Source organism: Sulfitobacter sp. SBS6 (assembly GCF_048285585.1).
GTDB classification, from domain to species: Bacteria; Pseudomonadota; Alphaproteobacteria; order Rhodobacterales; family Rhodobacteraceae; genus Sulfitobacter; species Sulfitobacter pontiacus.
In genome coordinates, this window is record NZ_JBLWBA010000008.1 from 206,673 (window position 1) to 228,617 (window position 21,945).

The 21,945-nt window shown below is 62.0% G+C and carries 17 protein-coding genes and 1 riboswitch; of the genes, 8 read left to right on the forward strand and 9 right to left on the reverse strand.

Going from position 1 to position 21,945, the window contains the following annotated elements; genetic code table 11:
- Positions 1 to 80 precede the first annotated feature (80 nt).
- A complete protein-coding gene (locus ACNQ62_RS14755; protein WP_418095158.1) occupies positions 81 to 2,096 on the forward strand; it encodes a M3 family metallopeptidase in 2,016 nt (671 codons plus the stop codon).
- Between the two features lie 114 nt (positions 2,097 to 2,210).
- On the opposite strand, the gene ACNQ62_RS14760 is transcribed toward ACNQ62_RS14755, so the two are convergent.
- The 6 genes from ACNQ62_RS14760 to ACNQ62_RS14785 all read right to left on the reverse strand — a co-directional run bounded on the left by ACNQ62_RS14760 (position 2,211) and on the right by ACNQ62_RS14785 (position 8,894).
- Complete coding sequence (locus ACNQ62_RS14760; protein WP_418095159.1) at positions 2,211 to 3,143, reverse strand: 2-hydroxyacid dehydrogenase; 933 nt, start codon at positions 3,141 to 3,143, stop codon at positions 2,211 to 2,213.
- 7 nt (positions 3,144 to 3,150) lie between these two features.
- Positions 3,151 to 4,290 (reverse strand): rod shape-determining protein RodA, encoded by a 1,140-nt coding sequence (gene rodA, locus ACNQ62_RS14765; protein WP_037943167.1) that lies wholly within the window; start codon positions 4,288 to 4,290, stop codon positions 3,151 to 3,153.
- Entirely contained in the window at positions 4,287 to 6,230 is a 1,944-nt protein-coding gene (mrdA, locus tag ACNQ62_RS14770) for a penicillin-binding protein 2 (protein WP_005851326.1), read from the reverse strand. Before mrdA ends, rodA begins: the two co-directional genes overlap by 4 nt.
- A gap of 10 nt (positions 6,231 to 6,240) precedes the next feature.
- Positions 6,241 to 6,876, reverse strand: a complete 636-nt coding sequence (locus ACNQ62_RS14775; RefSeq protein ID WP_005851327.1) for a hypothetical protein — start codon at positions 6,874 to 6,876, stop codon at positions 6,241 to 6,243.
- Positions 6,873 to 7,778: a rod shape-determining protein MreC gene (gene mreC / locus ACNQ62_RS14780; RefSeq protein ID WP_009825979.1), complete on the reverse strand. Its 906-nt coding sequence runs from the start codon at positions 7,776 to 7,778 to the stop codon at positions 6,873 to 6,875. Before mreC ends, ACNQ62_RS14775 begins: the two co-directional genes overlap by 4 nt.
- A 69-nt stretch (positions 7,779 to 7,847) precedes the next feature.
- On the reverse strand, positions 7,848 to 8,894 hold the full coding sequence (locus tag ACNQ62_RS14785; protein ID WP_037944896.1) for a rod shape-determining protein: 1,047 nt from the start codon (positions 8,892 to 8,894) through the stop codon (positions 7,848 to 7,850).
- A 174-nt stretch (positions 8,895 to 9,068) separates the two neighbouring features.
- On the opposite strand from ACNQ62_RS14785, the gene ACNQ62_RS14790 reads away from it, so the two are divergent.
- Together ACNQ62_RS14790 and ACNQ62_RS14795 are read left to right on the forward strand one after the other, a co-directional pair.
- Positions 9,069 to 9,653: a VOC family protein gene (locus ACNQ62_RS14790; RefSeq protein ID WP_418095160.1), complete on the forward strand. Its 585-nt coding sequence runs from the start codon at positions 9,069 to 9,071 to the stop codon at positions 9,651 to 9,653.
- Between the two features lie 145 nt (positions 9,654 to 9,798).
- Complete coding sequence (locus ACNQ62_RS14795; RefSeq protein WP_037943172.1) at positions 9,799 to 10,662, forward strand: porin; 864 nt, start codon at positions 9,799 to 9,801, stop codon at positions 10,660 to 10,662.
- 82 nt (positions 10,663 to 10,744) lie between these two features.
- On the opposite strand, the gene ACNQ62_RS14800 is transcribed toward ACNQ62_RS14795, so the two are convergent.
- The gene (locus ACNQ62_RS14800) at positions 10,745 to 12,316 is read right to left on the reverse strand and encodes a 2-isopropylmalate synthase (protein ID WP_418095161.1); all 1,572 of its coding nucleotides are present in this window, start codon (positions 12,314 to 12,316) and stop codon (positions 10,745 to 10,747) included.
- A gap of 265 nt (positions 12,317 to 12,581) precedes the next feature.
- Between ACNQ62_RS14800 and ACNQ62_RS14805 the strand changes: the two genes are divergently transcribed.
- Positions 12,582 to 13,247 (forward strand): SDR family NAD(P)-dependent oxidoreductase, encoded by a 666-nt coding sequence (locus ACNQ62_RS14805; RefSeq protein ID WP_418095162.1) that lies wholly within the window; start codon positions 12,582 to 12,584, stop codon positions 13,245 to 13,247.
- Positions 13,241 to 14,770: a cryptochrome/photolyase family protein gene (locus ACNQ62_RS14810; protein ID WP_418095163.1), complete on the forward strand. Its 1,530-nt coding sequence runs from the start codon at positions 13,241 to 13,243 to the stop codon at positions 14,768 to 14,770. Before ACNQ62_RS14805 ends, ACNQ62_RS14810 begins: the two co-directional genes overlap by 7 nt.
- Here ACNQ62_RS14810 and ACNQ62_RS14815 read toward each other — a convergent pair.
- On the reverse strand, positions 14,767 to 16,290 hold the full coding sequence (locus ACNQ62_RS14815) for an MORN repeat-containing protein (protein WP_418095164.1): 1,524 nt from the start codon (positions 16,288 to 16,290) through the stop codon (positions 14,767 to 14,769). The genes ACNQ62_RS14810 and ACNQ62_RS14815 overlap by 4 nt on opposite strands.
- A 173-nt stretch (positions 16,291 to 16,463) precedes the next feature.
- Here ACNQ62_RS14815 and ACNQ62_RS14820 point away from each other — a divergent pair, with 173 nt between their 5' ends.
- From ACNQ62_RS14820 to ACNQ62_RS14830, 3 genes are all read left to right on the forward strand, one after another.
- Positions 16,464 to 18,122 (forward strand): NAD+ synthase, encoded by a 1,659-nt coding sequence (locus ACNQ62_RS14820; protein WP_418095165.1) that lies wholly within the window; start codon positions 16,464 to 16,466, stop codon positions 18,120 to 18,122.
- A 77-nt stretch (positions 18,123 to 18,199) separates the two neighbouring features.
- Positions 18,200 to 19,525: a glutamate--tRNA ligase gene (gene gltX / locus ACNQ62_RS14825; protein WP_005851347.1), complete on the forward strand. Its 1,326-nt coding sequence runs from the start codon at positions 18,200 to 18,202 to the stop codon at positions 19,523 to 19,525.
- Positions 19,526 to 19,621: 96 nt separating this feature from the next.
- Positions 19,622 to 21,019 (forward strand): MATE family efflux transporter, encoded by a 1,398-nt coding sequence (locus tag ACNQ62_RS14830; protein ID WP_418095166.1) that lies wholly within the window; start codon positions 19,622 to 19,624, stop codon positions 21,017 to 21,019.
- Here the strand turns inward: ACNQ62_RS14830 and ACNQ62_RS14835 are convergent.
- A complete protein-coding gene (locus ACNQ62_RS14835) occupies positions 20,999 to 21,607 on the reverse strand; it encodes a gamma-glutamylcyclotransferase family protein (protein ID WP_009825989.1) in 609 nt (202 codons plus the stop codon). The two genes, ACNQ62_RS14830 and ACNQ62_RS14835, sit on opposite strands and share 21 nt — an antisense overlap.
- A 98-nt stretch (positions 21,608 to 21,705) precedes the next feature.
- Positions 21,706 to 21,792, forward strand: a riboswitch (glycine riboswitch).
- Positions 21,793 to 21,945: the final 153 nt, after the last annotated feature.

The following is a 21,945-nucleotide window of genomic DNA, read 5'->3' on the forward strand; positions in this document are numbered from 1 at the left end:
GTCATGGTGGCTTTCCGCGCGGGTATTGCGATTGTATTGCCCCGCCGCAGTGCATAGCTTGATCCGTAAAGGAGACCGCCATGACAAACCCTTTGCTACAGGATTGGGACACCCCGTTTCAGATCGCCCCTTTCGACAAGATTTCCGACGATGATTTCGCCCCTGCGCTGGACGAGGCCCTGCAGACGCACCGGATGGAGATCGACGCCATCGCCGACTGCGAATACGATCCGACGTTTTCCAACACGATCGAGGCGCTCGAGGAAGCAGGCAGCCAGCTGGACCGCGTGTTGGGCGTGTTCTTCACCGTCGCAGGGGCCGACAGCAACCCCACGCGCGAAGACCTGCAGCGCAAATTCTCGCCGCTGCTGTCCGCGCATTTCTCTGACATCTCAAGCAACAAGGCGCTGTTTGCGCGCGTGGCCTCCGTCTGGGAAAATCGCGACAGCTTCGATCTGACGCCCGAACAGGCACGGGTGTTGATGCTGACCCACCGTGGCTTTGTGCGCGCAGGCGCGGCGCTGGAGGGAGCGGATGATGCGCGGATGAAAGAGATCAAGAACCGGCTGGCGGTGCTGGGGACACAGTTCACCCAGAACCTGCTGGCGGATGAACGCAGCTGGTTCATGCCATTGGAGGAATCCGATCTGGAAGGGCTGCCCGACTTTGTCATCGATGCCGCCCGTGCGGCGGGCGAGGAGAAAGAGGCAGGCGGGCCGGTCATTACCCTTTCGCGGTCCTTGATCACACCGTTCCTGCAATTCTCGCCGCGCCGCGATCTGCGCGAAAAGGCGTTTCTCGCCTGGCAGTCCCGTGGGGCCAATGGCGGCGAGACCGATAACCGCGCCATCGCTGCCGAGATCCTCGCCCTGCGCGAGGAACGGGCCAAGCTTCTGGGCTATCAAAATTTCGCGGCTTACAAGCTGGAAACAGAGATGGCGAAAACGCCCAAAGCGGTGCGCCAGCTGCTGATGGATGTCTGGACACCGGCAAAGCGCCAAGCGCAAGCAGACGCCGAGGTGCTGACCCGTATGATGCATGACGATGGCGTGAACGCCGATCTGGCCCCGTGGGACTGGCGCTACTATGCGCAGAAACGGCGCGTGGCAGAGCATGATCTGGATGAAGCCGCGTTGAAACCGTATTTCCAGCTGGACCGGATGATCGACGCCGCCTTCGACTGCGCTACGCGATTGTTCGCTCTCGAATTCAAGCCCCTCGACGTGCCGCTCTATCACCCCGATTGTCGCGCGTGGGAAGTGACCCGCAACGGCGAACATGTGGCCGTGTTCATCGGTGACTACTTTGCACGCGGATCGAAACGGTCGGGCGCGTGGTGCAGCGCCATGCGGTCTCAGGCGAAATTCCCCGACGTTCAGTCGCCCATCGTGATCAACGTGTGCAACTTTGCCAAAGCCGCGCCCGCGCTGCTGTCCTATGACGATGCGCGCACGCTGTTTCACGAATTTGGCCATGCGCTGCACCAGATGCTGTCGGATGTGACCTACGAATCCGTGAGCGGCACATCGGTCGCGCGTGATTTTGTCGAACTGCCCAGCCAGTTGTTCGAACATTGGCTCGAAGTGCCCGAGGTACTCAGCCAATTTGCCACCCATGCCAAAACAGGCGACCCCATGCCGCCCGAGATGTTGGAAAAGGTGCTGGGGGCCGCGAATTTCGACATGGGGTTCGCCACGGTCGAATATGTCGCCTCTGCGCTGGTCGATCTCGAATTCCACGACGGTGCGGCACCTGCCGATCCGATGGAGAAACAGGCGCAGGTGTTGGCCGATCTGGGCATGCCGCCAGCAATCACCATGCGCCACGCCACGCCGCAGTTTGCCCATGTCTTTTCGGGCGACGGCTATTCCAGTGGCTACTACAGCTACATGTGGTCCGAGGTGATGGACGCAGACGCCTTCGCCGCCTTTGAGGAGGCCGGCAGCGCCTTTGATCCCGACCGCGCCGCCGCGCTAGAGCAGCACATCCTGTCCACCGGCGGCAGTCAGGACGCGGCGGAACTGTACAAGGCGTTCCGTGGCCGGTTGCCGGGGGTAGAGGCTTTGCTGAAGGGGCGCGGCCTGACAGCAGGCTGAGCGCCCGCGGCCGGCCTGCCTTCGGCGAGAGTTTAAGAGGCAAAATGAAGGGGCGCGCGGCTGCAGCTTCATTTTGCCAAATAAACTCAAATCCCGCCCTCGATACAGGGCGGGTCAGTAACCTTTGGCGCGATCCACCAGATGCAGGAAATCCTCGCCTGCTTCGCCGCGGCGGATGTTTTCGACGATGGCCTGCGCGGCAGTTGTCGCGCGGGTCTCGGCAGCGATGTGGGGCGTGACGGTGACCTTGGGATGCGCCCAATAGGGGTGGTCTGCGGGCAGGGGCTCGACACGGAACACATCCAGCGTGGCATGGGCGATCTGGCCGCTGTCGAGCGCTGCCAGCAGCGCGTCGTCATCGATAAGCGCGCCGCGGCCCGGGTTAATGATACTGGCACCAGCGGGCATTTGCGCCAGCGTCTCGGCATTCAGCGTGTTTTCGGTATCGGGCGTGTTGGGCAGCAGCAGCACCGCGATCTCGGCACGGTGCAGGGCGTCTGCGCGCCCGGCGTCCCCATGCAGACAGGTGACGCCCGCGATGTCCTTGGGGCTGCGCGACCAGCCGGTGACGTTGAACCCCAGATAGACCAGAGTTTCCGCCACCGCCGCGCCCAAGGCCCCCAGCCCCAGAATGGTGACCTGTCGTTCCTGTGCCAGCGGTGGGGTGCGCGGGGTCCAATCGCTGTCCGTTTTGCGAATGTCCGCGTCCAACCCCAGATGATAGCGCATCACATGGCCCGTGACCCATTCCACCATCCCCTTGGTCAGCCCCGGGTCCACCATCCGCGCCAGAGGAATTTTCAGTGTCTCGTTATTGGTGATGTTTTCCACCCCCGCCCAGAGGTTCAGCACCGCCTTGGCCCGCGTGTAGGGCGTGAAATCCTGCAAGGGGCTGTTGGGGGCATAGACGATGTAGTCCACGTCCTGCGGGGCGATATCCGTTGATAGGTGAGCCGCGATCCCCGCGGCATCAAGCGCTTGGCGCAGCGGCGTTTCATACGTCACCCAGCGTTCGGGGCGCGCGGCGAAAAGGATATTGAGGGGCATGGGCTTCCTATCTGGGGCGGTGGACATGGGCCGATTGTACAAGGCCAAAAGCCAGCAGCAACACCAGCATCGCCGACCCGCCGTAGCTGACCAGCGGCAAGGGGACCCCGACAACGGGTGCCAGCCCCATTACCATCGACATGTTCACCGCGAAAAACAAAAAGAAGTTCAGCGCGATGCCAAGGGTCAGCAGCGACGAGAAACGGTCCTTGTTGATCAGCGCCGCCGCGACGCAGAAGACGATGATCAGCGCATAGAGACCCAGCAGGGAGAACCCGCCGACAAAGCCGAACTCTTCCGCCAGGGTGGTAAAGATGAAGTCGGTGTGTTTCTCGGGCAGGAAGTTCAGGCGCGACTGGGTGCCTTGCATGAACCCGCGCCCCGTCCAGCCGCCGGAGCCGAGCGCGATCTTGGATTGCGTGATGTGATACCCTGCGCCCAACGGGTCGGTGCTGGGATCGATAAACGTGTCGATGCGCCGGAACTGGTAATCCTTGATCAGCTGCCACGGCGTGCCGCGGGACTGGAACACCGCCGTCACCAGTCCGACGGCGCCGGTGATGACCACGGCGAAATAGCCCCAGTGCACACCGGCCAGAAACATCAGCCCGCCGCCCGCTGCCATCAGCAGGATCGCGGTGCCCAGGTCGGGCTGTTTCAGCACCAGTGCCGTGGGGATCAGGATCAGCAGGACCGGCAGCAGCACCCAAAGCGGGCGCGAGGTTTTCTTGGGCGGGAGCCAGTCGTAATAGGCGGCCAGCATCATCACCAGCGTGATCTTCATCAGCTCGGAGGGTTGCAGGCGGAACGATCCGAGCTCGATCCAGCGCTGCGCGCCCATACCGACAGCGCCGAAAAGCTCTACCCCGATCAGCAGGATTACGGTCCCGAAATAGGCCACGCCTGCAAGGTTTCGCCAAAGCCAGATCGGCACCATCCCCGCGGCGATCATCAGCGCGATACCAAGGGCAAAGCGTTTCATCTGCGGTTCGGCCCAGGGGGTAAAGCTGCCACCGGCCACGGAGTAGAGCATCAGGAACCCCACCCCCGAAACAGCGGCCAGCAGGATGGTCAGCGGCCAGTTCAGGTGCAGGATCTTGGCAAAGCCCGTGGGGACATGTTTGACCGTATATTCAAGGTAGCTCATGCTTGGTCTTTCCCGCTGAAGTCCGCTTGGGGCTGGATCGCGCGCAGGGCTTTTTGCTGCTCGGCGATGCGGCCGCGGTCGGCGGTGGGGTAGGCCTCTAGCGGCGGTTCGCCGCCATAGATCGCTTGCAGTATGACATCGCGGGCGATGGGGGCCGCCGCGGTCGATCCGCCGCCGCCGTGTTCCACCAGCACCGATACCGCATAGCGTGGCTTGTCATAGGGGGCGAAGGCGACAAACAGCGCGTGGTCGCGGCGTTCCCAGGGCAGGTCCTCGTTGCGGCTGACCCCGCGCGCGCGTTCGGCCGCGGTGATGTTGCGCACCTGGCTGGTGCCGCTTTTGCCGGCCATGCGCACACCCTCGGCAATAACGCGCGACCGGTAGCCGGTGCCGCGTCGGTCGTTTACCACCGAATACATGCCCTTGCGCACTTGCCGCATGTTGTTTTCGTTCATGCCCAAAGGCTCGCCCGCGCCGCTGGGTTGTTCGACACCGTCAATAGATTTGATCAGCCGCGGGACCACGGCGCGGTTGGTGGCGATCCGCGCGGTCATCACCGCCAGTTGCAGCGGCGAACTGAGGGTGAAGCCTTGCCCGATAGAGGCATTGACCGTGTCGCCGATCACCCATGAATCGCCCTTGGTCGCCTGCTTCCACTCTTTCGTGGGGGCCAGACCGGCGGCGACCGAGGACAGCGGCAGGTCGTGTTTCCAGCCCAGACCAAAGCGGTTTGCCATGGCCGAGATTTTCTCGATCCCGACTTTCATCGCCAGATCATAGTAATAGACGTCGCAGGATTGCTTGAGCGAGTTCTCAAGGTCGATCCAGCCGTGACCTGCGCGTTTCCAGCAGTGGAAACGGCGACCGCCGACCTCTAGGTGGCCGGGGCAATAGACGGTTTCTTCGGGGCCGACGATACCCTCTTCGAGGGCGGCCATGGCCACGACCATCTTGTAGGTCGATCCGGGCGGGTAGGTGCCCTGCACGGTCTTGTTGACCAGCGGGCGGTATTCCGATTGCAGCAGCGGATTATAATCGGCCGAGGATATCCCCCCGATGAACAGGTTCGGGTCGTAGCTGGGCGAAGAGGCATTGGCGACCAGATCGCCGTTCTCGCAATCCATGATCACGACGGCGGCGCTTTCGCTTCCCAGACGGGCCTGCACAAAGTTCTGCAGCTTGGAATCGATGGTAAGCTGTAGATCCGCACCCGATTGCCCTTCGCGGCGGGCTAGTTCGCGCATCACACGGCCGGTGGCGTTGACCTCGACCTGTTTGGTGCCGGCAGAGCCGCGCAACAGGGATTCCTGTCGGGCCTCTACGTTGATCTTGCCGATCTGGAATCGGGGGATGCGCAGCACCGCATCGGGGTTTTCCAGAGCATCCAGATCGGCTTGGCTCACGCGGCCCACACGGCCGACGATATGCGCAAAGTCCGACCCACGGGGATAGACACGGGTCAGGCCGACCTCGGGGCTGACACCGGGTAGGGCGGGGGCGTTGACCGACACGCGGCTTACCTCGTCCCATGTCACATCATCGGCGACGGTCACCGGCAGGAACGGGGCGGAGCGTTTGATTTCGGCCATCGCGCGGTCGCGCATTTCGGGATCAAGGTCGATGACCTTGCCCAGCCGGTCCATCACCGCATCCACATCATCGGCATCCTCGCGCACGATCACGATCCGGTACGACGGCACGTTCTGCGCCAGCCGCACGCCGTTGCGGTCAAAGATTTCGCCTCGTGCAGGCGGGATCAACCGGATGTTGATCCGGTTCTCTTCGGCCAGCAGGCGGAACTGGTCAGCCTGATCGACCTGCAGGTAATTCATCCGCGCGGCCAGACCGCCCATGAACAGCAGCTGCGCGCTGCCCAGCAAAACAGCGCGGCGGCTGAGCTTGGAGTGGCTGGCTTCGCTATCGGCCCTGCTGCGTCTCATCTTGGTCTCCTCATGAGCGGTTGCCCATACTGTCCAGATCGCCGGGGGCGGATTTGCGCACGCCCATCAGCGCATGGGTCACAAACACCACAGCCGGATAGGTCAGGATCGTGACGGCCAGTTCAAACAGGCTCAGCGACCATTGTGGCGGTGGGACCAGCAGCAACGATAGCACGATCCGGTTCAGCATCAAAATAGCGATCAGCCATACGGAGACCGCCAGCCATTCCGCGCCAAAGGTGCTGTCGCGCAGGGTGCGGCCACGGGTTTTCATATTCTCGCATGCCAGCAACGCCAGCAGCGCCCAGAGGCCGGGCGGGCGTTGCAGCAATAGGTCCGTCAGCAGGAAGGCGACGGCGAGCAGCAGGGCGGGGACATAGTCGGGCCGCCGCACAGACCACGCCAGCGCAAAGGCGATCAGCAGGTCGGGGGCGATCCAGATGCGGTCGCTGCCTTGGTCCAGGAGGGCACGCAAACGCGCCTCTGCCGGGTCGATGGTGGCCAGTGGGGGCGACAGCTCGGGCGCGAAGAGCGCGATCGGCTGGGTATCAAGCGGCAGCAGATGGAAGAACAGCAGCACCACCGTCAGCGCCAGAAACGCCGCGCGCATCAGCCACAATCGCAGGGGCGACAGTTCGTCCATCATTCGGTCGCAGGATCAAAGGGCAGGGGCGCGATCATGCCCGTGGCGTCATCCCGCACCACGGCCGCATCCTCGTTCACTTTTTCGGAGCCATGGTGGCGCAGCACGCGCAGGAACTCGAGCCGCTCGAAATCCGCCGCAAGACGCACGCGCAGCCGCCCGCCGGGGTCGGCGGCGACCTGACCGATCAGGATACCCGCAGGAAACACGCCGCCATCGCCAGAGCTGCTGACCCGATCACCGGGACGCACGAGGTCGGGGTTCTCGAGAAAATCAATCGGTGGCGCGGCGGAGTTGTCGCCCGCAATAATTGCTCGTTGTCCCGACGGCTGGATCACCGCAGGTATGCGGCTAGAGGTATCGGTCACCAGAATGACGCGCGCGGTGTTTTCGCCCACGCCGGAAATACGCCCGACCAGCCCGATGCCGTCCACCGTGGCCCAGCCATCGACAATGCCGTCACGGGCCCCGACGTTCAGCAGTACAGATTGGCGGAAGGGCGACCCGGAGTCCGCCTGCACCACACCGGTAATATGGGTCAAACGCGGATCAAGCCGCACCTTGTTCAGGTCCAGCAAACGGGCGTTTTCCTGTTCAAGCTGTAGCGCGGCCTCTTTCCAGGTCTGCATCTTGCGCAGCTCGGACCGCAGTTCCTGGTTCTGCACGGTCAGACGTTGATAGCTTTGGAAATCGCGGAACAGGTTCACCGTGCCGGTAACAGGGGTCATCGCCCAATCCAGATTGGGGACGATCCGGTCGGTGATCTGCGCGCGAAACCGTTCGACACGGGGGCTGTCGATCCGCCACAGCAGAAAGATGCCCGCCAGCACCAGCACGATGACGGCCAGCAGCAAGCGGCGCAGCGGGCGCCCAAAATCGTTCGAAGAGGATCGGTCGATGGCCATGCGTTATACGTTTCCCACCGCGAGGGCAGCGCCGTCCTGCCGCATCGCGGGCTGTTCTAGCTGCGCTGATTAGCTGTCGTAGTCGATGGCGTGGCGCAGCTGCTTTTCATACTCCAGCGCTTTGCCGGTGCCCAAGGCCACGCAGTTCAACGGTTCATCCGCCACGGAAATGGCCAGCCCGGTCTGTTCGCGCAGCGCCAGATCCAGATCGCCCAGCAAGGCACCGCCACCGGTCAGCATGACGCCACGGTCCACGATGTCAGCCGCCAGATCGGGCGGGGTGGTTTCCAGCGCGGTCATCACCGCCTCGCAGATCTGCTGCACAGGCTCGGCCAGCGCTTCGGCGATCTGCGCCTGGGTCACTTCGATCTCTTTGGGGACACCATTCAGCAGGTCGCGCCCGCGGATCTGCATCGAGGTGCCGCGCCCGTCGTCGGGCATCCGTGCGGTCCCGATAGAGGTTTTCACCCGCTCGGCGGTTGTTTCACCGATCAGCAGGTTCTGCTGGCGACGCAGGTAGCTGATGATCGCCTCGTCCATACGGTCGCCGCCCACGCGGACAGAGCGTGCATAGACGATATCGCCCAAGGACAGCACCGCGACCTCGGTTGTGCCACCACCTATATCGACAACCATGTTCCCGGTCGGATCGGTGATCGGCATGCCCGCCCCGATGGCCGCTGCAATCGGTTCGGCAATCAGGCCGGCGCGGCGTGCGCCCGCAGACAGCACCGACTGACGGATCGCGCGTTTTTCAACAGGCGTCGCCCCATGCGGCACGCAGACGATGATCTTGGGCTTCGAGAAGGTCGACCGTTTGTGCACCTTGCGGATGAAATGCTTGATCATCTCTTCGGCGGTGTCAAAGTCGGCAATCACGCCCTCGCGCATGGGGCGGATCGCTTCGATGCTGCCGGGGGTCCGGCCCAGCATCAACTTTGCGTCTTCGCCCACGGCCAGCACCTTTTTGACGCCATCCTTGACGTGATAGGCGACAACCGAAGGTTCGGACAGGACGATGCCCTTGCCTTTGACATAAACCAAGGTGTTCGCGGTCCCGAGGTCGATGGCCATATCGGACGAGAACAAACCACGGAATTGATCAAAAACGGACATGGGCAGCAGGACCTTGCAAAAATTCATTTTGGCCCGTCGACTCTGACAAGTCACGGGCTAAACGGCTTATAGGCCGATGAGGTCAAAGACGAAAGGGGGGTTGACCTTTGTGGTGGCATGATGCCGCCACCGCGCTATGGTTTGCGGCAAGCCGGACAATAGGGGGAGAGAGAAATGCAGAAGATTCAAGTTATTGGTGTGCATCACATCACGCTGATGGGCGCGGACCGTCAGACCAGTATCGACTTTTGGGAGGGTCTGCTGGGCATGCCGTTCATCTTCGACCAGCCAAATCTGGACGATCCCGACGAAGGGCACCTGTATTTCGATCCCGGCGACGGCCGGTTGATCACCATTTTTACCAATGAAAACCGCAAACCCGTCTACAGTCGCACGCCGACGGATGCGGGCTGCGTGCATCACCTCGCGTTCGAGGTCGACCGCGCCATGTTTGATCAAGTGCTCGACCGGCTCAAGGAGCGGGGGATCGGCAATTCGGGTGTGAAGGATCGCGGGTTCATGCATTCGATCTACTTCAAGGATCCGCTGGGGTTCCTGATCGAACTGGCCTGCTACACCTTCATCCCGCCGCGCGGATCGTCCCACGCGGAAGTGATGCTAGAGGCCCATAAGCTGCGCGTCGCGCGCGGAGATCATCACATCGAACGCCAGCATCTGGCCGATGCCACAGTGATGATCGTCGAACGCTCGCAACGGTCGCTGTCAGAGGATCGCAGCCCCAAGGCCCCCTATCGCTAAGGGGCGGCGGGCACCGGTTCAGGCGGGTCAAAAATACCACAAGTAAACGGATCGTAGCGGCGGTTTCGCTTGGGTGTTGCGGGCGGATTCCGCTGCGCCTAAGAGCCATGGTACGAGCAACCGTAAATTGTGCGAAGGAACCAGCATGATCCGTAATATTTTTGTCGCCTCGCTTCTGAGCGTGACCGCAACCGCAGCTGCTGCCGAACTGACCTATGGCACGGCTTTCGCGAAATTCCACGACTTCGACGTTGACGGCGCAGGCACGATCGACGTGAAATCCTTTGGCGGCGGCATCGAATACCGCTACGACAACTTCATCTTCTCGGGAGAGCTGTCGAACATCTCTATCGAGGGTGTCGATATCGATCTGGGCACAGTGGGCGTCGAATACGCTCTGGCCAACGGCTTTAACATCGGCCTCGACTATTCGCGTTTTGACATCGAAGGTTTCGACGCGGATGTCACCAGCCTGTTCGGGTCGTATCAGTCCGGCGCGCATACCTTTGGTGCCGCAATCGGTGATTCCTCCGATCTGGACGACATGACCTTCAGCATCTTCGCCGCTTGGGATGTTACCCCCACCGGCACCGTCGGTCTGGATCTCGTTCACATCGAAGACGAGACGCTTTACGCCGCCTATGCCGATTATGATGTCGCGCAATACAACGTACAGGCAGACCTGCTAAAACTGGATGATCTGAGCGTTGTCGCTGTCGCAGGCGGCTATGAATTCGCCAACGGCTTCTCTGCTATCGGCTCTGTCGGGTTCCTGGATCTGGGCCCCGAAGACGTCCGGTCGATCACCATCGGCGGTCAGTATGAATTCACCCCCGGTGCGAATGTAGAACTGGCCTTGGGCCGTCTGGACTTTGACAGTGGCGAGGACGTGGACCAGCTGACTTTCGGCGTGAATTATGAACTGGGTCGCCGTACCTCCAAGCGTCGTTCGCTGGGTAACATCTTTTCAAGTGCGACCGGTACTTTTGCGGGTCTGACAGATTTCTAATCTGCGCTGACAGGCCACCGGATACAGAAAAGGCCCCCGACTTCGGGGGCCTTTTTGCGTTCGTGGGGGAAGAGCGGGCGGGTTAGCCCACCACGTCTTTATAGCTGATCTCGCGCTTGTCGGTGCCGCCCTTCTCGCGGCGCACCAACAGACGGTTGAGCGCGTGAATATAGGCGCGGACCGATGCGACCACGGTGTCTGTGTCCGCCGACTGACCGGTCACGATGCGCCCGTCTTCCTCAAGCCGGACAGAAACGGTGGCCTGCGCGTCGGTGCCTTCGGTCACGGCGTGCACCTGATACAATTGCAAGCGCGCGCTGTGATCGACCAGTGCCTTGATGCAGTTGAACGAGGCATCCACAGGCCCGTCACCGGTTTGCGAGGTAGAGGTTTCCGCACCATCCACCGTCAGCGACATTTCTGCCTTCTGCGGGCCTTCGGTGCCACAGACGACGGTCATGCTACCCAGCACAATGCGGTCGCTTTCAGGGTCGGTGGCGGTGCGCATCAAGGCGATCAGATCGTCGTCGTAGATCTCTTTCTTGCGGTCGGCCAGTTCCTTGAAACGGACAAACACATCCTTGAGCTGGTTATCCCCCAATTCATAGCCGAGGTTTTCCAGCTTCGAGCGCAACGCCGCACGGCCCGAGTGTTTGCCCATCACGATGTTGGTCTCGGTCAGGCCCACGTCTTCGGGGCGCATGATCTCAAATGTTTCGGCGTTCTTGAGCATGCCGTCCTGATGGATGCCGCTTTCATGCGCAAAGGCGTTCTTGCCGACGATGGCCTTGTTGAACTGCACGGCGAAGCCCGAAACAGCGGCAACGCGGCGCGAGATATTCATGATCTTGGTGCTGTCGATCTTGGTCTGGAACGGCATGATGTCATTGCGCACTTTCAGCGCCATCACGACCTCTTCCAACGCGGTGTTGCCCGCGCGTTCGCCCAAGCCGTTGATCGTGCATTCGATCTGGCGCGCGCCCGCTTCGACGGCGGCAAGGCTGTTGGCGGTCGCCATGCCAAGATCGTTGTGACAATGGGTGGCAAAGACGATCTCGTCCGCGCCGGGCACGTTTTCCAAGAGCTTGCGGATCAGATCGGCGCTTTCGCGCGGCGCGGTATAGCCGACGGTATCGGGGATGTTGATCGTGGTCGCCCCCGCCTTGATCGCGATTTCGACGACACGGTAGAGGTAATCAAGCTCGGTCCGCGTGGCGTCCATCGGCGACCATTGCACATTGTCGCACAGGTTGCGCGCATGGGTCACCGTTTCGTGGATGCGGTCGGCCATTTCGTCCATCGTGAGGTTCGGAATGGCACGGTGCAGCGGCGAGGTGCCGATAAATGTGTGAATGCGGGGCTGGGCCGCGTGTTTGATCGCCTCGTAGCAACGATCAATGTCGCCCAATTGTGCGCGGGCCAAACCGCAGATGACCGAGTTCTTCGACAGTTTCGCGATTTCGCTGACGGCGGCGAAATCCCCTTCGGAGGCGATAGGGAAGCCGGCCTCGATAATGTCGACGCCCATCTCGTCCAGCAGACCCGCGATCTCGATCTTTTCGGCGTGGGTCATGGTGGCGCCGGGGGATTGTTCGCCGTCGCGCAATGTCGTGTCGAAAATCAAGACGCGGTCTTGTTGTGTGGTATCTGTCATCGTTTGGGTTCTTTCATTCTGCTGTATAAATCCGTGGCGCGCGGCACATCCCTCTGAGCGGGCGCGCCGGATGGCACGCTCAGAGGCGGATTAGCAGCAGTAGGTTGGCACGCAGGAAAGTCGCGCAGCGGCGCGGCAGGATCGCAATATGATCGGCGTGTGTCATGGCGACAAGTTATACCCGTGCATTCGCAAATGGGAAGGGTTTTTCTGCGCCCTTTTTTCCGCGCTTGAAGGGGGGCTGTTTTCCGCTACCTCCCCTTGCATGAAACAGGTTTTGATCATCGGGGCGTCGGGCGGTGTGGGTGCCGCCTTGGCCGCCGCTTACGAGGGGCGTGGCGATACGGTCACGCGGCTGTCACGGTCGGTGGACGGGTTCGACATCACGGACGAATGCAGTGTGGACCAGCACTTGACTGCGCTGAACGGGCCGTTTGATGTGGTGCTGGTGGCCACAGGCGCGCTTGAGATTGACGGCGCCGCACCGGAAAAGACGATCAAATCGATCAGCCAAAAGGCGATGTTGGACCAATTCGCGTTGAACGCCGTGGGCCCTGCACTGGTGCTGCGCCACGCGGGCGACCTGCTACGGCGGGACGCGCCTTGCGTCTTTGCCGTATTCTCTGCGCGGGTGGGGTCGATCGGCGACAACCGCATCGGCGGCTGGATCAGCTACCGCAGCGCCAAGGCGGCGGTGAACCAGATCGTGCACACGGCCGCGATTGAACTGACGCGCAGTCACAAGAACAGCATCTGCGTCGCCCTGCACCCCGGCACGGTCAAGACCGCCTTTACCGCGAAATACCTTGCCCGTCATCCCGCTGTCGCACCGTCGGAGGCGGCGGAAAATCTGCTGGCTGTGATCGACGGGCTGACGCCTGCGGACACAGGCCAGTTCTTTGACTGGGCCGGAAAGCCGGTGCCATGGTAGGGCGCTTGGTGCTGGTTCTGGGCGACCAGCTGACAGAAACGCTCAGCGCCTTGGCGCAGGCGGATAAGGCGCGCGATACCGTCGTGATGGCCGAGGTTGCGGACGAGGCGGCCTATGTCCGGCATCACCCCAAGAAGATCGCCCTGATCTTTGCCGCGATGCGCAAGTTTGCCCATGCGCTGGAACAGGATGGCTGGACGGTCGCCTATACGCAACTGGACGATACGGATAACGCGGGCTCTATCGTGGGGGAATTGCTGCGCCGCGCAGCGCAGACGGGGGCAAGCGAGGTGCTGGCGACAGAGCCGGGGGAGTGGCGCTTGATCGACAAGCTGAAATACGCCCCGCTGAAGGTGCATCTGCTGCCCGACGACCGATTTCTTGCCACTCATGCCGAATTCGAGGCATGGGCCGAAGGCCGCAAAGCGTTGCGGATGGAGTATTTCTATCGCGAGATGCGCCGCAAGACCGGCCTGCTGATGGAAGGGGACCAACCCGCTGGCGGTAAGTGGAACTTCGACCACGACAACCGCAAAGCCGCGCCCGAGGATGTCACCGTAGATGGCCCTCTGCGGTTCGACCCCGATGCCAGGACGCGCGAAGTGCTGGAACTGGTACAAGCGCGTTTCGGCGATAACTTCGGCGCGTTAGAGCCTTTCTGGTTCGCCACCACCCGCGCCGAGGCGCTGCAAGCGCTGGACCATTTCATCGCGAATGCCCTGCCGCGGTTTGGGGACTATCAAGACGCGATGCTGAACGGGAATGAATTCCTGTATCACGCGATCCTGTCGCCCTACCTCAACATCGGGTTGCTGAATGTGACCGAGATTTGCGAGGCCGCTGCCGACGCCTATGCCGCAGGTCATGCGCCGATCAACGCCGCCGAAGGGTTCATCCGGCAGATCATCGGCTGGCGCGAGTATGTGCGGGGCATCTATTTCCTCGAGGGGCCGGACTATACCGCCCGCAATATTCTGGGGCACGACCGCGACCTGCCGTGGTTCTACTGGGGTGGCGAAACGCGGATGAACTGTGTGGCCAAGGCCGTGCGGCAGACCAGGACCCAAGCCTATGCGCATCATATCCAGCGGCTGATGGTGACGGGCAACTTTGCCCTGTTGGCCGGGATTGATCCGGCGCAGGTGCATGAATGGTATCTGGCGGTCTATGCCGACGCCTTTGAATGGGTAGAGGCTCCCAATACCATCGGCATGAGCCAATTCGCCGACGGCGGCGTTATCGCGTCCAAGCCCTATGTCTCGTCCGGGGCCTATATCAACCGTATGTCGGATCACTGCAAAAGCTGCCACTATTCAGTCAGCGCAAAGACGGGTGACACCGCTTGCCCGTTCAACCTGCTTTACTGGCACTTTCTGGACCGCCATCGCGACCGGTTCTCGAACAATCCGCGCATGGGCAATATGTACCGCACGTGGGACGGGATGGACGCCGACAAACGCAATACAGTTCTGGCCGAAGGGGATGCCTTGCTCGCCCGTCTGGACGCGGGCGAGGTGATCTAGCCGTCGTTGCTTTCAGCCTCGTCCGTACTGTCGGCGGGTGCCTCTGACGGAGTGTCGGCGTCTGTCGGTGCCTCATCCGTGGCGTCAGGCGTGGGCACCGCACCAGCATCTTCGGCAGGGGCTGTGCCCGCTTCTTGCAGCGCGCCGTTGACCCACTGGCCCGAGACTTCCTCGCCCGTTTTATAGCGCATGGTGCCCTGACCCTGACGTTTGCCGCCCTCGAACGCGCCTTCGTAGATATCGCCGTTGGGGTAGGTGGCGGTGCCGGTGCCTTCGATCTCTCCGCCGGACCACTGGCCGTCATAGGTGAAACCATCGGGCATGGTGATCTTGCCCGTGCCGTCGCGTAGCCCGTCGACAAAGCTGCCGGTGTAGACGGTGCCATCGGGATAGGTCGCGGTGCCCATGCCGTTGCGTTGGCCGTCTTTCCAGCTGCCGTCATACTTATAGCCGTCGGCATAGGTCATCACGCCCTGACCGTCGTTGCGCGCGTTCTTGAATCCGCCCTCGTAGACGATGCCGTTGGGATAGGTCGCGCGGCCTTCGCCTTCGATCACGCCCGCGACCCATGACCCTTCGTAGGTTGATCCGTCGGGATAGGTGATCTTGCCCTCCCCATCGGCCAGATCATCGCGGAAACTGCCCTCGTAGACAGAGCCGTCGGGGTAGGTCACCTTGCCTGTGCCTTCGATCTGCCCGGCAACCCATGATCCGGTGTAGACATAGCCATCTGTGCCGGTGAACGTGCCCTGACCCTCGCGGCGGTCGTCCTCGAAGCCGCCCTCGTAGGTGTCGCCATTGGCATAGGTCACCTTGCCCGTGCCCTGGCGCTGACCGGCGACCAGATCGCCTTCGTAGACATCGCCATTGGGTTGGGTCAGCGTGCCGGTGCCGTCGATCTGCCCGTCTTTCCACTGGCCGGTATAGGTCAGCCCGTCGGGCATGGTCAGCGTGCCCGTGCCATTGCGTTCGCCATCGGCGATGTCACCGTCATAGAGCGCGCCATCGGGATAGGTGATCTTGCCCACGCCCTGCTTGACGCCATCGACCCAGTCGCCCTGATATTCATACCCGCCGGGGGATTGCATGACGCCCTTGCCGTGGTGGTTCGCATTGCGGAACGACCCTTCGTAGCGCACCCCGTTGGCATAAAGCGCGATGCCCTGACCGGTGATCGCACCGGCCTCCCATTCGCCCTCATAGGTGCCGCCATCGGCAAAGGTGATCTTGCCGAAACCGTCCGGTTTGCCCTTTTCAAAGTTGCCCTCGTAGACGGACCCGTTGGGGAAACGCGCGACGCCTTTGCCCTTGATCTCTCCGTCCACCCAGGCACCTTCGTATTCATAGCCGTTGGGCAGCGTATAGGTGCCGGTCCCGTGCTGTACGCCGTCCTTGAACGTCCCCTCATAGACGCCGCCATCGTCGTATTGCTTGCTTTGAACCTCGCCGTCCTGCGCAAGCGCGGGGAAGGGCAGTAGCCCAAGGCAAAGGATCAGCGGGGTCAGGGTCAATTTCGTCATACAGCAACTTTCAAAAGAGAGTGCGGCCAAGAGCGGCGGGCGAGTTTGTTAACGCTTAGCCTATTCAATGGCCTGCAAGGGGGCAATCGTCTTTTGACCGGCGGTGCGCCTTGGCCTTTCACTCGGCGCGTGATCTGCTACATCACTTGCGTAGATTATCGAAGGACCGCCCTATGACATCGCGTTTTCGCATCACGCTTGGCCAGTTGAACCCCACCGTCGGGGATCTGGCCGGAAACGCAGACCTCGCGCGGGAGGCCTGGGCGCAGGGCAAAGAGGCAGGTGCCGATCTGGTTGCTTTGCCCGAGATGTTCCTGGCCGGGTATAACGCGCAAGATCTGGTGATGAAGCAGGCGTTCCAACTGGACGTGATGACCCACCTCGAAGCGCTGGCGGCTGATTGTGCTGATGGGCCCGCGCTGGCCATCGGTGCGCCCTGGGTCGAAGGGGCCAAGCTCTATAACGCCTATCTGATCCTCAGAAACGGCAAGATCGCCAGCCGTGTCTTCAAGCACAACCTGCCGAACGAGACCGTGTTCGACGAGGTGCGCATTTTTGACAGCGCGCCTTTGGGTGGGCCGTACGCCGTTGGCGATACCCGCATCGGCAGCCCGATCTGCGAAGACGCATGGCACCCCGATGTGGCCGAAACGCTGGCCGAAACCGGGGCGGAGTTTCTGTTGGTGCCCAACGGGTCGCCCTATTATCGCGGCAAATTCGAGACGCGGTTGAACCATATGGTTGCCCGCGTGGTCGAAACTGAACTGCCGCTGATCTACCTCAATATGGTGGGCGGTCAGGATGATCAGGTCTTTGACGGGGCGAGCTTTGCGCTGAATCCCGGCGGCAAGCTGGCGTTCCAGATGCCCGCCTTTGACGCGCAGATCGCGCATGTCGATCTTGAACAGACCCCCGAAGGCTGGCGCGTGGTCGAGGGCGAGAAGGCGCATATGCCGTCGGACCTTGAGCAGGATTACCGCGTCATGGTGCAGGGCTTGCGCGACTACATGGGCAAGACCGGGTTCAAGAAAGTGTTGCTGGGTCTGTCGGGCGGGATCGATTCGGCGATTGTCGCGACGATCGCGGTAGATGCGCTTGGCGCTGACAATGTGCGCTGTGTGATGCTGCCGTCCGAATATACCTCCCAAGCCTCGCTGGATGATGCTGAATCCGTCGCCAAGGCGCTTGGATGCCGCTACGACTATGTGCCGATCGCGCAGGGCCGTGCCGCGATCACCGACACGCTGGCCCCGCTCTTCGAGGGCACCACCCCAGACCTGACCGAGGAAAACATCCAGTCGCGCCTGCGCGGTTTGCTCTTGATGGCGGTCAGCAACAAGTTCGGCGAGATGCTTTTGACCACGGGCAACAAGTCAGAGGTGGCGGTGGGCTATGCCACGATCTATGGCGACATGGCGGGGGGCTATAACCCCATCAAGGATATGTATAAAACCCGCGTCTTCGACAGCTGCCGCTGGCGCAACGAGAACCACCGCGACTGGATGAAGGGCCCGGAGGGAGAAGTGATCGCGCCGCGCATCATCGACAAGCCGCCCTCGGCCGAGCTGCGCGAGGATCAGAAAGACAGCGACAGCCTGCCCGACTATCCCGATCTGGACGCGATGTTGACGATCCTTGTGGATGACGACGGGTCCATCGCCGATTGCGTGGCAGCGGGCTTTGACCGCGAGGTTGCCAAAAAGGTCGAACACCTGCTCTATATCAGTGAATACAAACGGTTCCAGTCCGCCCCCGGTCCGCGTTTGACCAAGGGCGCGTTCTGGTTGGACCGCCGCTATCCCCTCGTGAACCGCTGGCGCGACCCCAGTTGACCGCGCGGGCGACGCTGCACGTTATCTAGACAATGGCGCCGCGCTGTGACAAGCCAGCGGCCAATCAGGAGAACCCAATGACCATCACCCGCTTCGCCCCGTCCCCGACCGGCTATATCCACGTAGGCAACCTGCGCACGGCGCTGATGAACTATCTGATCGCCCGCAAGAACGGCGGAGAGTTCATCCTGCGGATCGACGACACCGATCCGGTGCGCAGCAAGGAAGAATACGTCGACGGTCTGAAAGAAGACCTGACATGGCTGGGCCTGCATTGGGACCGCGTTGAGCGTCAGTCCGAACGGTTGGACAAATACCACGCCGCCGCGGACGAGCTGCGCAAGATCGGACGTTTCTATGAAGCCTGGGAAACCCCGACCGAGTTGGACCTCAAGCGCAAGAAACAGCTCAACATGGGCAAGCCGCCGGTCTATGACCGCGCCGCGTTGAACCTGTCGGATGCGGAAAAAGCCAAGCTGCGCGACGAACGCGGCCCCGGCGTGTGGCGTTTCAAGCTGGATCAGGAACGGATCGAGTGGAAAGACGGTATCCTGGGCGATATCTCGATCGATGCGGCATCGGTGTCCGACCCTGTGTTGATCCGGGGTGACGGGCAGATTTTGTACACGCTGGCGTCTGTGGTCGATGACACGGAAATGGGCGTGACAAATGTTGTCCGCGGGTCCGACCATGTGACCAACACGGCGACACAAATCCAGATCATGCAAGCGCTTGGCGGCACTGTTCCGACCTTTGCGCACCATTCGCTGCTCACCGGTCCGCAGGGCGAGGCGCTGTCGAAACGTCTGGGCGTTCTGGCGCTGCGCGACCTGCGCGAACGCGGTGTGCATCCTTTTGCGCTGCTGTCGACAATGGCGCGCTTGGGCTCTTCGGACCCGATTGAACTGCGCACCGATATGGAGAGCCTGATCGACGGTTTCGACATCGAACGATTTGGCTCAGCGCCGACCAAATTCGACGTCGAGGACCTGTTCCCCATGACCGGCCGCTATCTGCAGACCCTCCCGCTTGAGGCTGTCGCAAGCGACATCGCAGCCCTCGGTGTGCCCGAGGATAAAGCCGCGCTGTTCTGGCAGGTCACCCGCGAAAACATCACCACGCTGCACGATCTAAAAGGTTGGTGGCAGATGTTCAGCGAAGGCGCAGAGCCTGTGATCGCGGACGAGGATAAAGAATTCGTCGCCGAAGCCCTGGCGCTTCTGCCCGAGGGCGAGTTTGACGAAAGCACCTGGGGCACATGGACGGCCGCCGTGAAAGAGCAGACCGGCCGCAAGGGCAAGGGGCTGTTCATGCCGCTGCGTCTGGCGCTGACTGGCAAACCCCACGGCCCCGACATGGGCGCGGTGCTGCCGTTGCTGCAAGTCGTGAAGGCACGCGGGTGAAACGGGCCGGGTTCACGGGCGCAAGTTCGGGAGCCTTCGGCGAGAGTTTATCTGGCAAAATGAAGCCGCTGTCGGCTGACATAGGGCGCGTCCATCATGGTTGATGGGCGCGCCAAATTTTTGTCGGGCAATCTGTTCGGCCATGTCGCCAATATGTCTTTGCTGGCCTCCGTCGGGCTAGTGGCGGTGTTTCTTGTCGATTTCGTCGACATGATTTTCATCTCTATGTTGGGCAAGGCAGAGCTGGCGGCGGCCATCGGCTATGCCGGTGCGATCTTGTTTTTCACCACCTCCTTCGGGATCGGGTTGGGCATCGCGGCGGGGGCCTTGGTCGCGCGGGCCTTGGGGCAGGACAACGCGCAACTCGCACGGGAGAGGACGACCCATGCGCTGTGCTATGGCGCGGTTTTTGGCGTGATCTTTGCGCTTTGTGTGTTCCTGTCGCTGGATGTGCTGGTCGGCTGGGTCGGCGCAGGCGGTGAGACGGCGGCGCTGGCGGTGGATTTCCTGCAGATCGTCGTGCCGTCGGTGCCATTTCTGATGGTTGGTATGATGGGCAGCGCGATCCTGCGGGCCCATGGGGATGCGCGGCGGGCGATGATGGCGACCATCGCGGGGGGCATCGTGAATGCCATCCTCGATCCGATCCTGATCTTTACCTTTGATCTGGGCCTGACCGGTGCGGCTTGGGCGTCTTTCGTGGCGCGGGTGGTGATTGCCTATACCGCCCTGATGCCGATTGTGCGCCACTATGGCGGGATCGCGATGCCGCGCCCCGCGGGGCTATGGCGCGATCTGATGCCTGTGTTGGCCATCGCGGTGCCCGCCATTCTGACGCAGGTCGCCACGCCGGTGGGGCAGGCCTATGTGACCCGTGCAATGGCGGCCTATGGCGAGGATGCTGTCGCAGGCATGGCGATTGTCAGCCGCATGATGCCCGTTGCCTTTGCCGTGATCTTTGCCCTGTCAGGGGCGGTAGGGCCGATCATCGGACAAAACTTTGGCGCGGGCGATCTGGGGCGGGTCAAGCGGACCTATGCCGCGGGGGTCAGCTTTGCCGCTTTGGTGATCGTCGTCATCTCGGCCGCGCTGTTTGCGTTCCGCGCGCCGCTGGCGGCGATGTTTGATGCGCAGGGGATCACCTTGACGTTGATCTATCTGTTCTGCGGGCCGCTATCCCTGGCGTTCTTTTTCAACGGCGTGTTGTTCGTGTCGAATGCGGCGTTCAACAATATGGGACACCCCTATTATTCGACCGTGACCAACTGGGGTCGCAACACGCTGGGGATGATCCCGCTGGTCTGGGGTGGCAGCCTGCTGTTCGGGGCCCCCGGTGTGCTGATCGGGCAGGCGGCGGCGGGGGTGCTGTTCGGGGCGCTGGCCTGGGTGCTCGCGCGGGGGATGATCGCGCAAGGGGGGCAGCGCAAACGCGCCAAGCCCGAAGCTTTCGCCCGCGACGGGCGGTTGATGTCGCTACTGCACCTGCGCCGATAGGCGGGTCAGATGCTGGTCGACCAGCGCGGTTTCCTGCGCGGTAAGCTCTTGCGCGCGCGGGTATTTCGGAGCGGCGCGGTCGTTCAGGATCGGCGTATCCCAGCCCCGCGTCGTGTCAAAGAAACGCTGCACCCCGTCGATGCCATATTCGCGCAGGAACCCCTGTACCACTACATCAAGATAGCTGAGCAAGATGGTATGGTCGCCCGATGTCACATGGGTGTCGGTGGGCACGGAATAATGCGCCATATCGGGGGCCGGGATGATGTCATGCACCACCGCCCCGTTCGATCCGATGCGATCATAATTGGTTTCGCGCGTATCCAGCGCCACCCAGTCGGCACCGGGGACCGCCGCGATCAACCCGTCGATCACGGTGCCCTCTTCGGGCAGCACGCTCAGGAACACATGCGCGGCACCTTCGATGCGCACCCAAAGCCGGTGCCAGCCGCGAAGCTGCGCCGGACGGGCGTCTGGATAGGCGTGGGTATTGCGGTTTACGAGGCTGCCGTAGCCGAAGAAATATGGTGTCATGCGGGTGTTTTGGCGCCGCTGCGCGATGATGTCCACATCTTGCACGCGCAGCACCCGACGTGCTGCCCAATATCGCGGCGCCGGATGAAAGTTTTCGCGCCGCCCTGTCAACTTTGCTTGACGCAGCGCCGCGTTCCGGCATAGCACTTGCCCACACCGTTACGGGAGAACCGGCGCAAGCCGGTGCCGAAGGAGCAACCGCCCCGGAAACTCTCAGGCCAAAGGACCGCAACGGGACCTAACAACTCTGGAGAGTGACGCGACAGCGTCCGCCGAAGGGATAACGATCTCAGGCGAAAGGACAGAGGGGGCATTTGACAGGCTGCATTCCCGCGGTCTGCTGGGTGCCAGTATGGTCGATGGCCTTCTGGATAGGGAAAGGCCGCGTGACC

Bases quoted from the DNA above. Each gene is read 5' to 3' on its own strand.
- ACNQ62_RS14800 (WP_418095161.1), bottom strand. From the start codon at position 12,316: ATGACAGATACCACACAACAAGACCGCGTCTTGATTTTCGACACGACA.
- ACNQ62_RS14830 (WP_418095166.1), top strand. From the start codon at position 19,622: ATGGTTGATGGGCGCGCCAAATTTTTGTCGGGCAATCTGTTCGGCCAT.
- ACNQ62_RS14820 (WP_418095165.1), top strand. From the start codon at position 16,464: ATGACATCGCGTTTTCGCATCACGCTTGGCCAGTTGAACCCCACCGTC.
- mrdA (WP_005851326.1), bottom strand. From the start codon at position 6,230: ATGAGACGCAGCAGGGCCGATAGCGAAGCCAGCCACTCCAAGCTCAGC.
- ACNQ62_RS14785 (WP_037944896.1), bottom strand. From the start codon at position 8,894: ATGTCCGTTTTTGATCAATTCCGTGGTTTGTTCTCGTCCGATATGGCC.
- ACNQ62_RS14790 (WP_418095160.1), top strand. From the start codon at position 9,069: ATGCAGAAGATTCAAGTTATTGGTGTGCATCACATCACGCTGATGGGC.
- ACNQ62_RS14795 (WP_037943172.1), top strand. From the start codon at position 9,799: ATGATCCGTAATATTTTTGTCGCCTCGCTTCTGAGCGTGACCGCAACC.
- ACNQ62_RS14805 (WP_418095162.1), top strand. From the start codon at position 12,582: ATGAAACAGGTTTTGATCATCGGGGCGTCGGGCGGTGTGGGTGCCGCC.
- ACNQ62_RS14815 (WP_418095164.1), bottom strand. From the start codon at position 16,290: ATGACGAAATTGACCCTGACCCCGCTGATCCTTTGCCTTGGGCTACTG.
- ACNQ62_RS14760 (WP_418095159.1), bottom strand. From the start codon at position 3,143: ATGCCCCTCAATATCCTTTTCGCCGCGCGCCCCGAACGCTGGGTGACG.
- ACNQ62_RS14810 (WP_418095163.1), top strand. From the start codon at position 13,241: ATGGTAGGGCGCTTGGTGCTGGTTCTGGGCGACCAGCTGACAGAAACG.
- rodA (WP_037943167.1), bottom strand. From the start codon at position 4,290: ATGAGCTACCTTGAATATACGGTCAAACATGTCCCCACGGGCTTTGCC.
- ACNQ62_RS14775 (WP_005851327.1), bottom strand. From the start codon at position 6,876: ATGATGGACGAACTGTCGCCCCTGCGATTGTGGCTGATGCGCGCGGCG.
- mreC (WP_009825979.1), bottom strand. From the start codon at position 7,778: ATGGCCATCGACCGATCCTCTTCGAACGATTTTGGGCGCCCGCTGCGC.
- ACNQ62_RS14755 (WP_418095158.1), top strand. From the start codon at position 81: ATGACAAACCCTTTGCTACAGGATTGGGACACCCCGTTTCAGATCGCC.
- gltX (WP_005851347.1), top strand. From the start codon at position 18,200: ATGACCATCACCCGCTTCGCCCCGTCCCCGACCGGCTATATCCACGTA.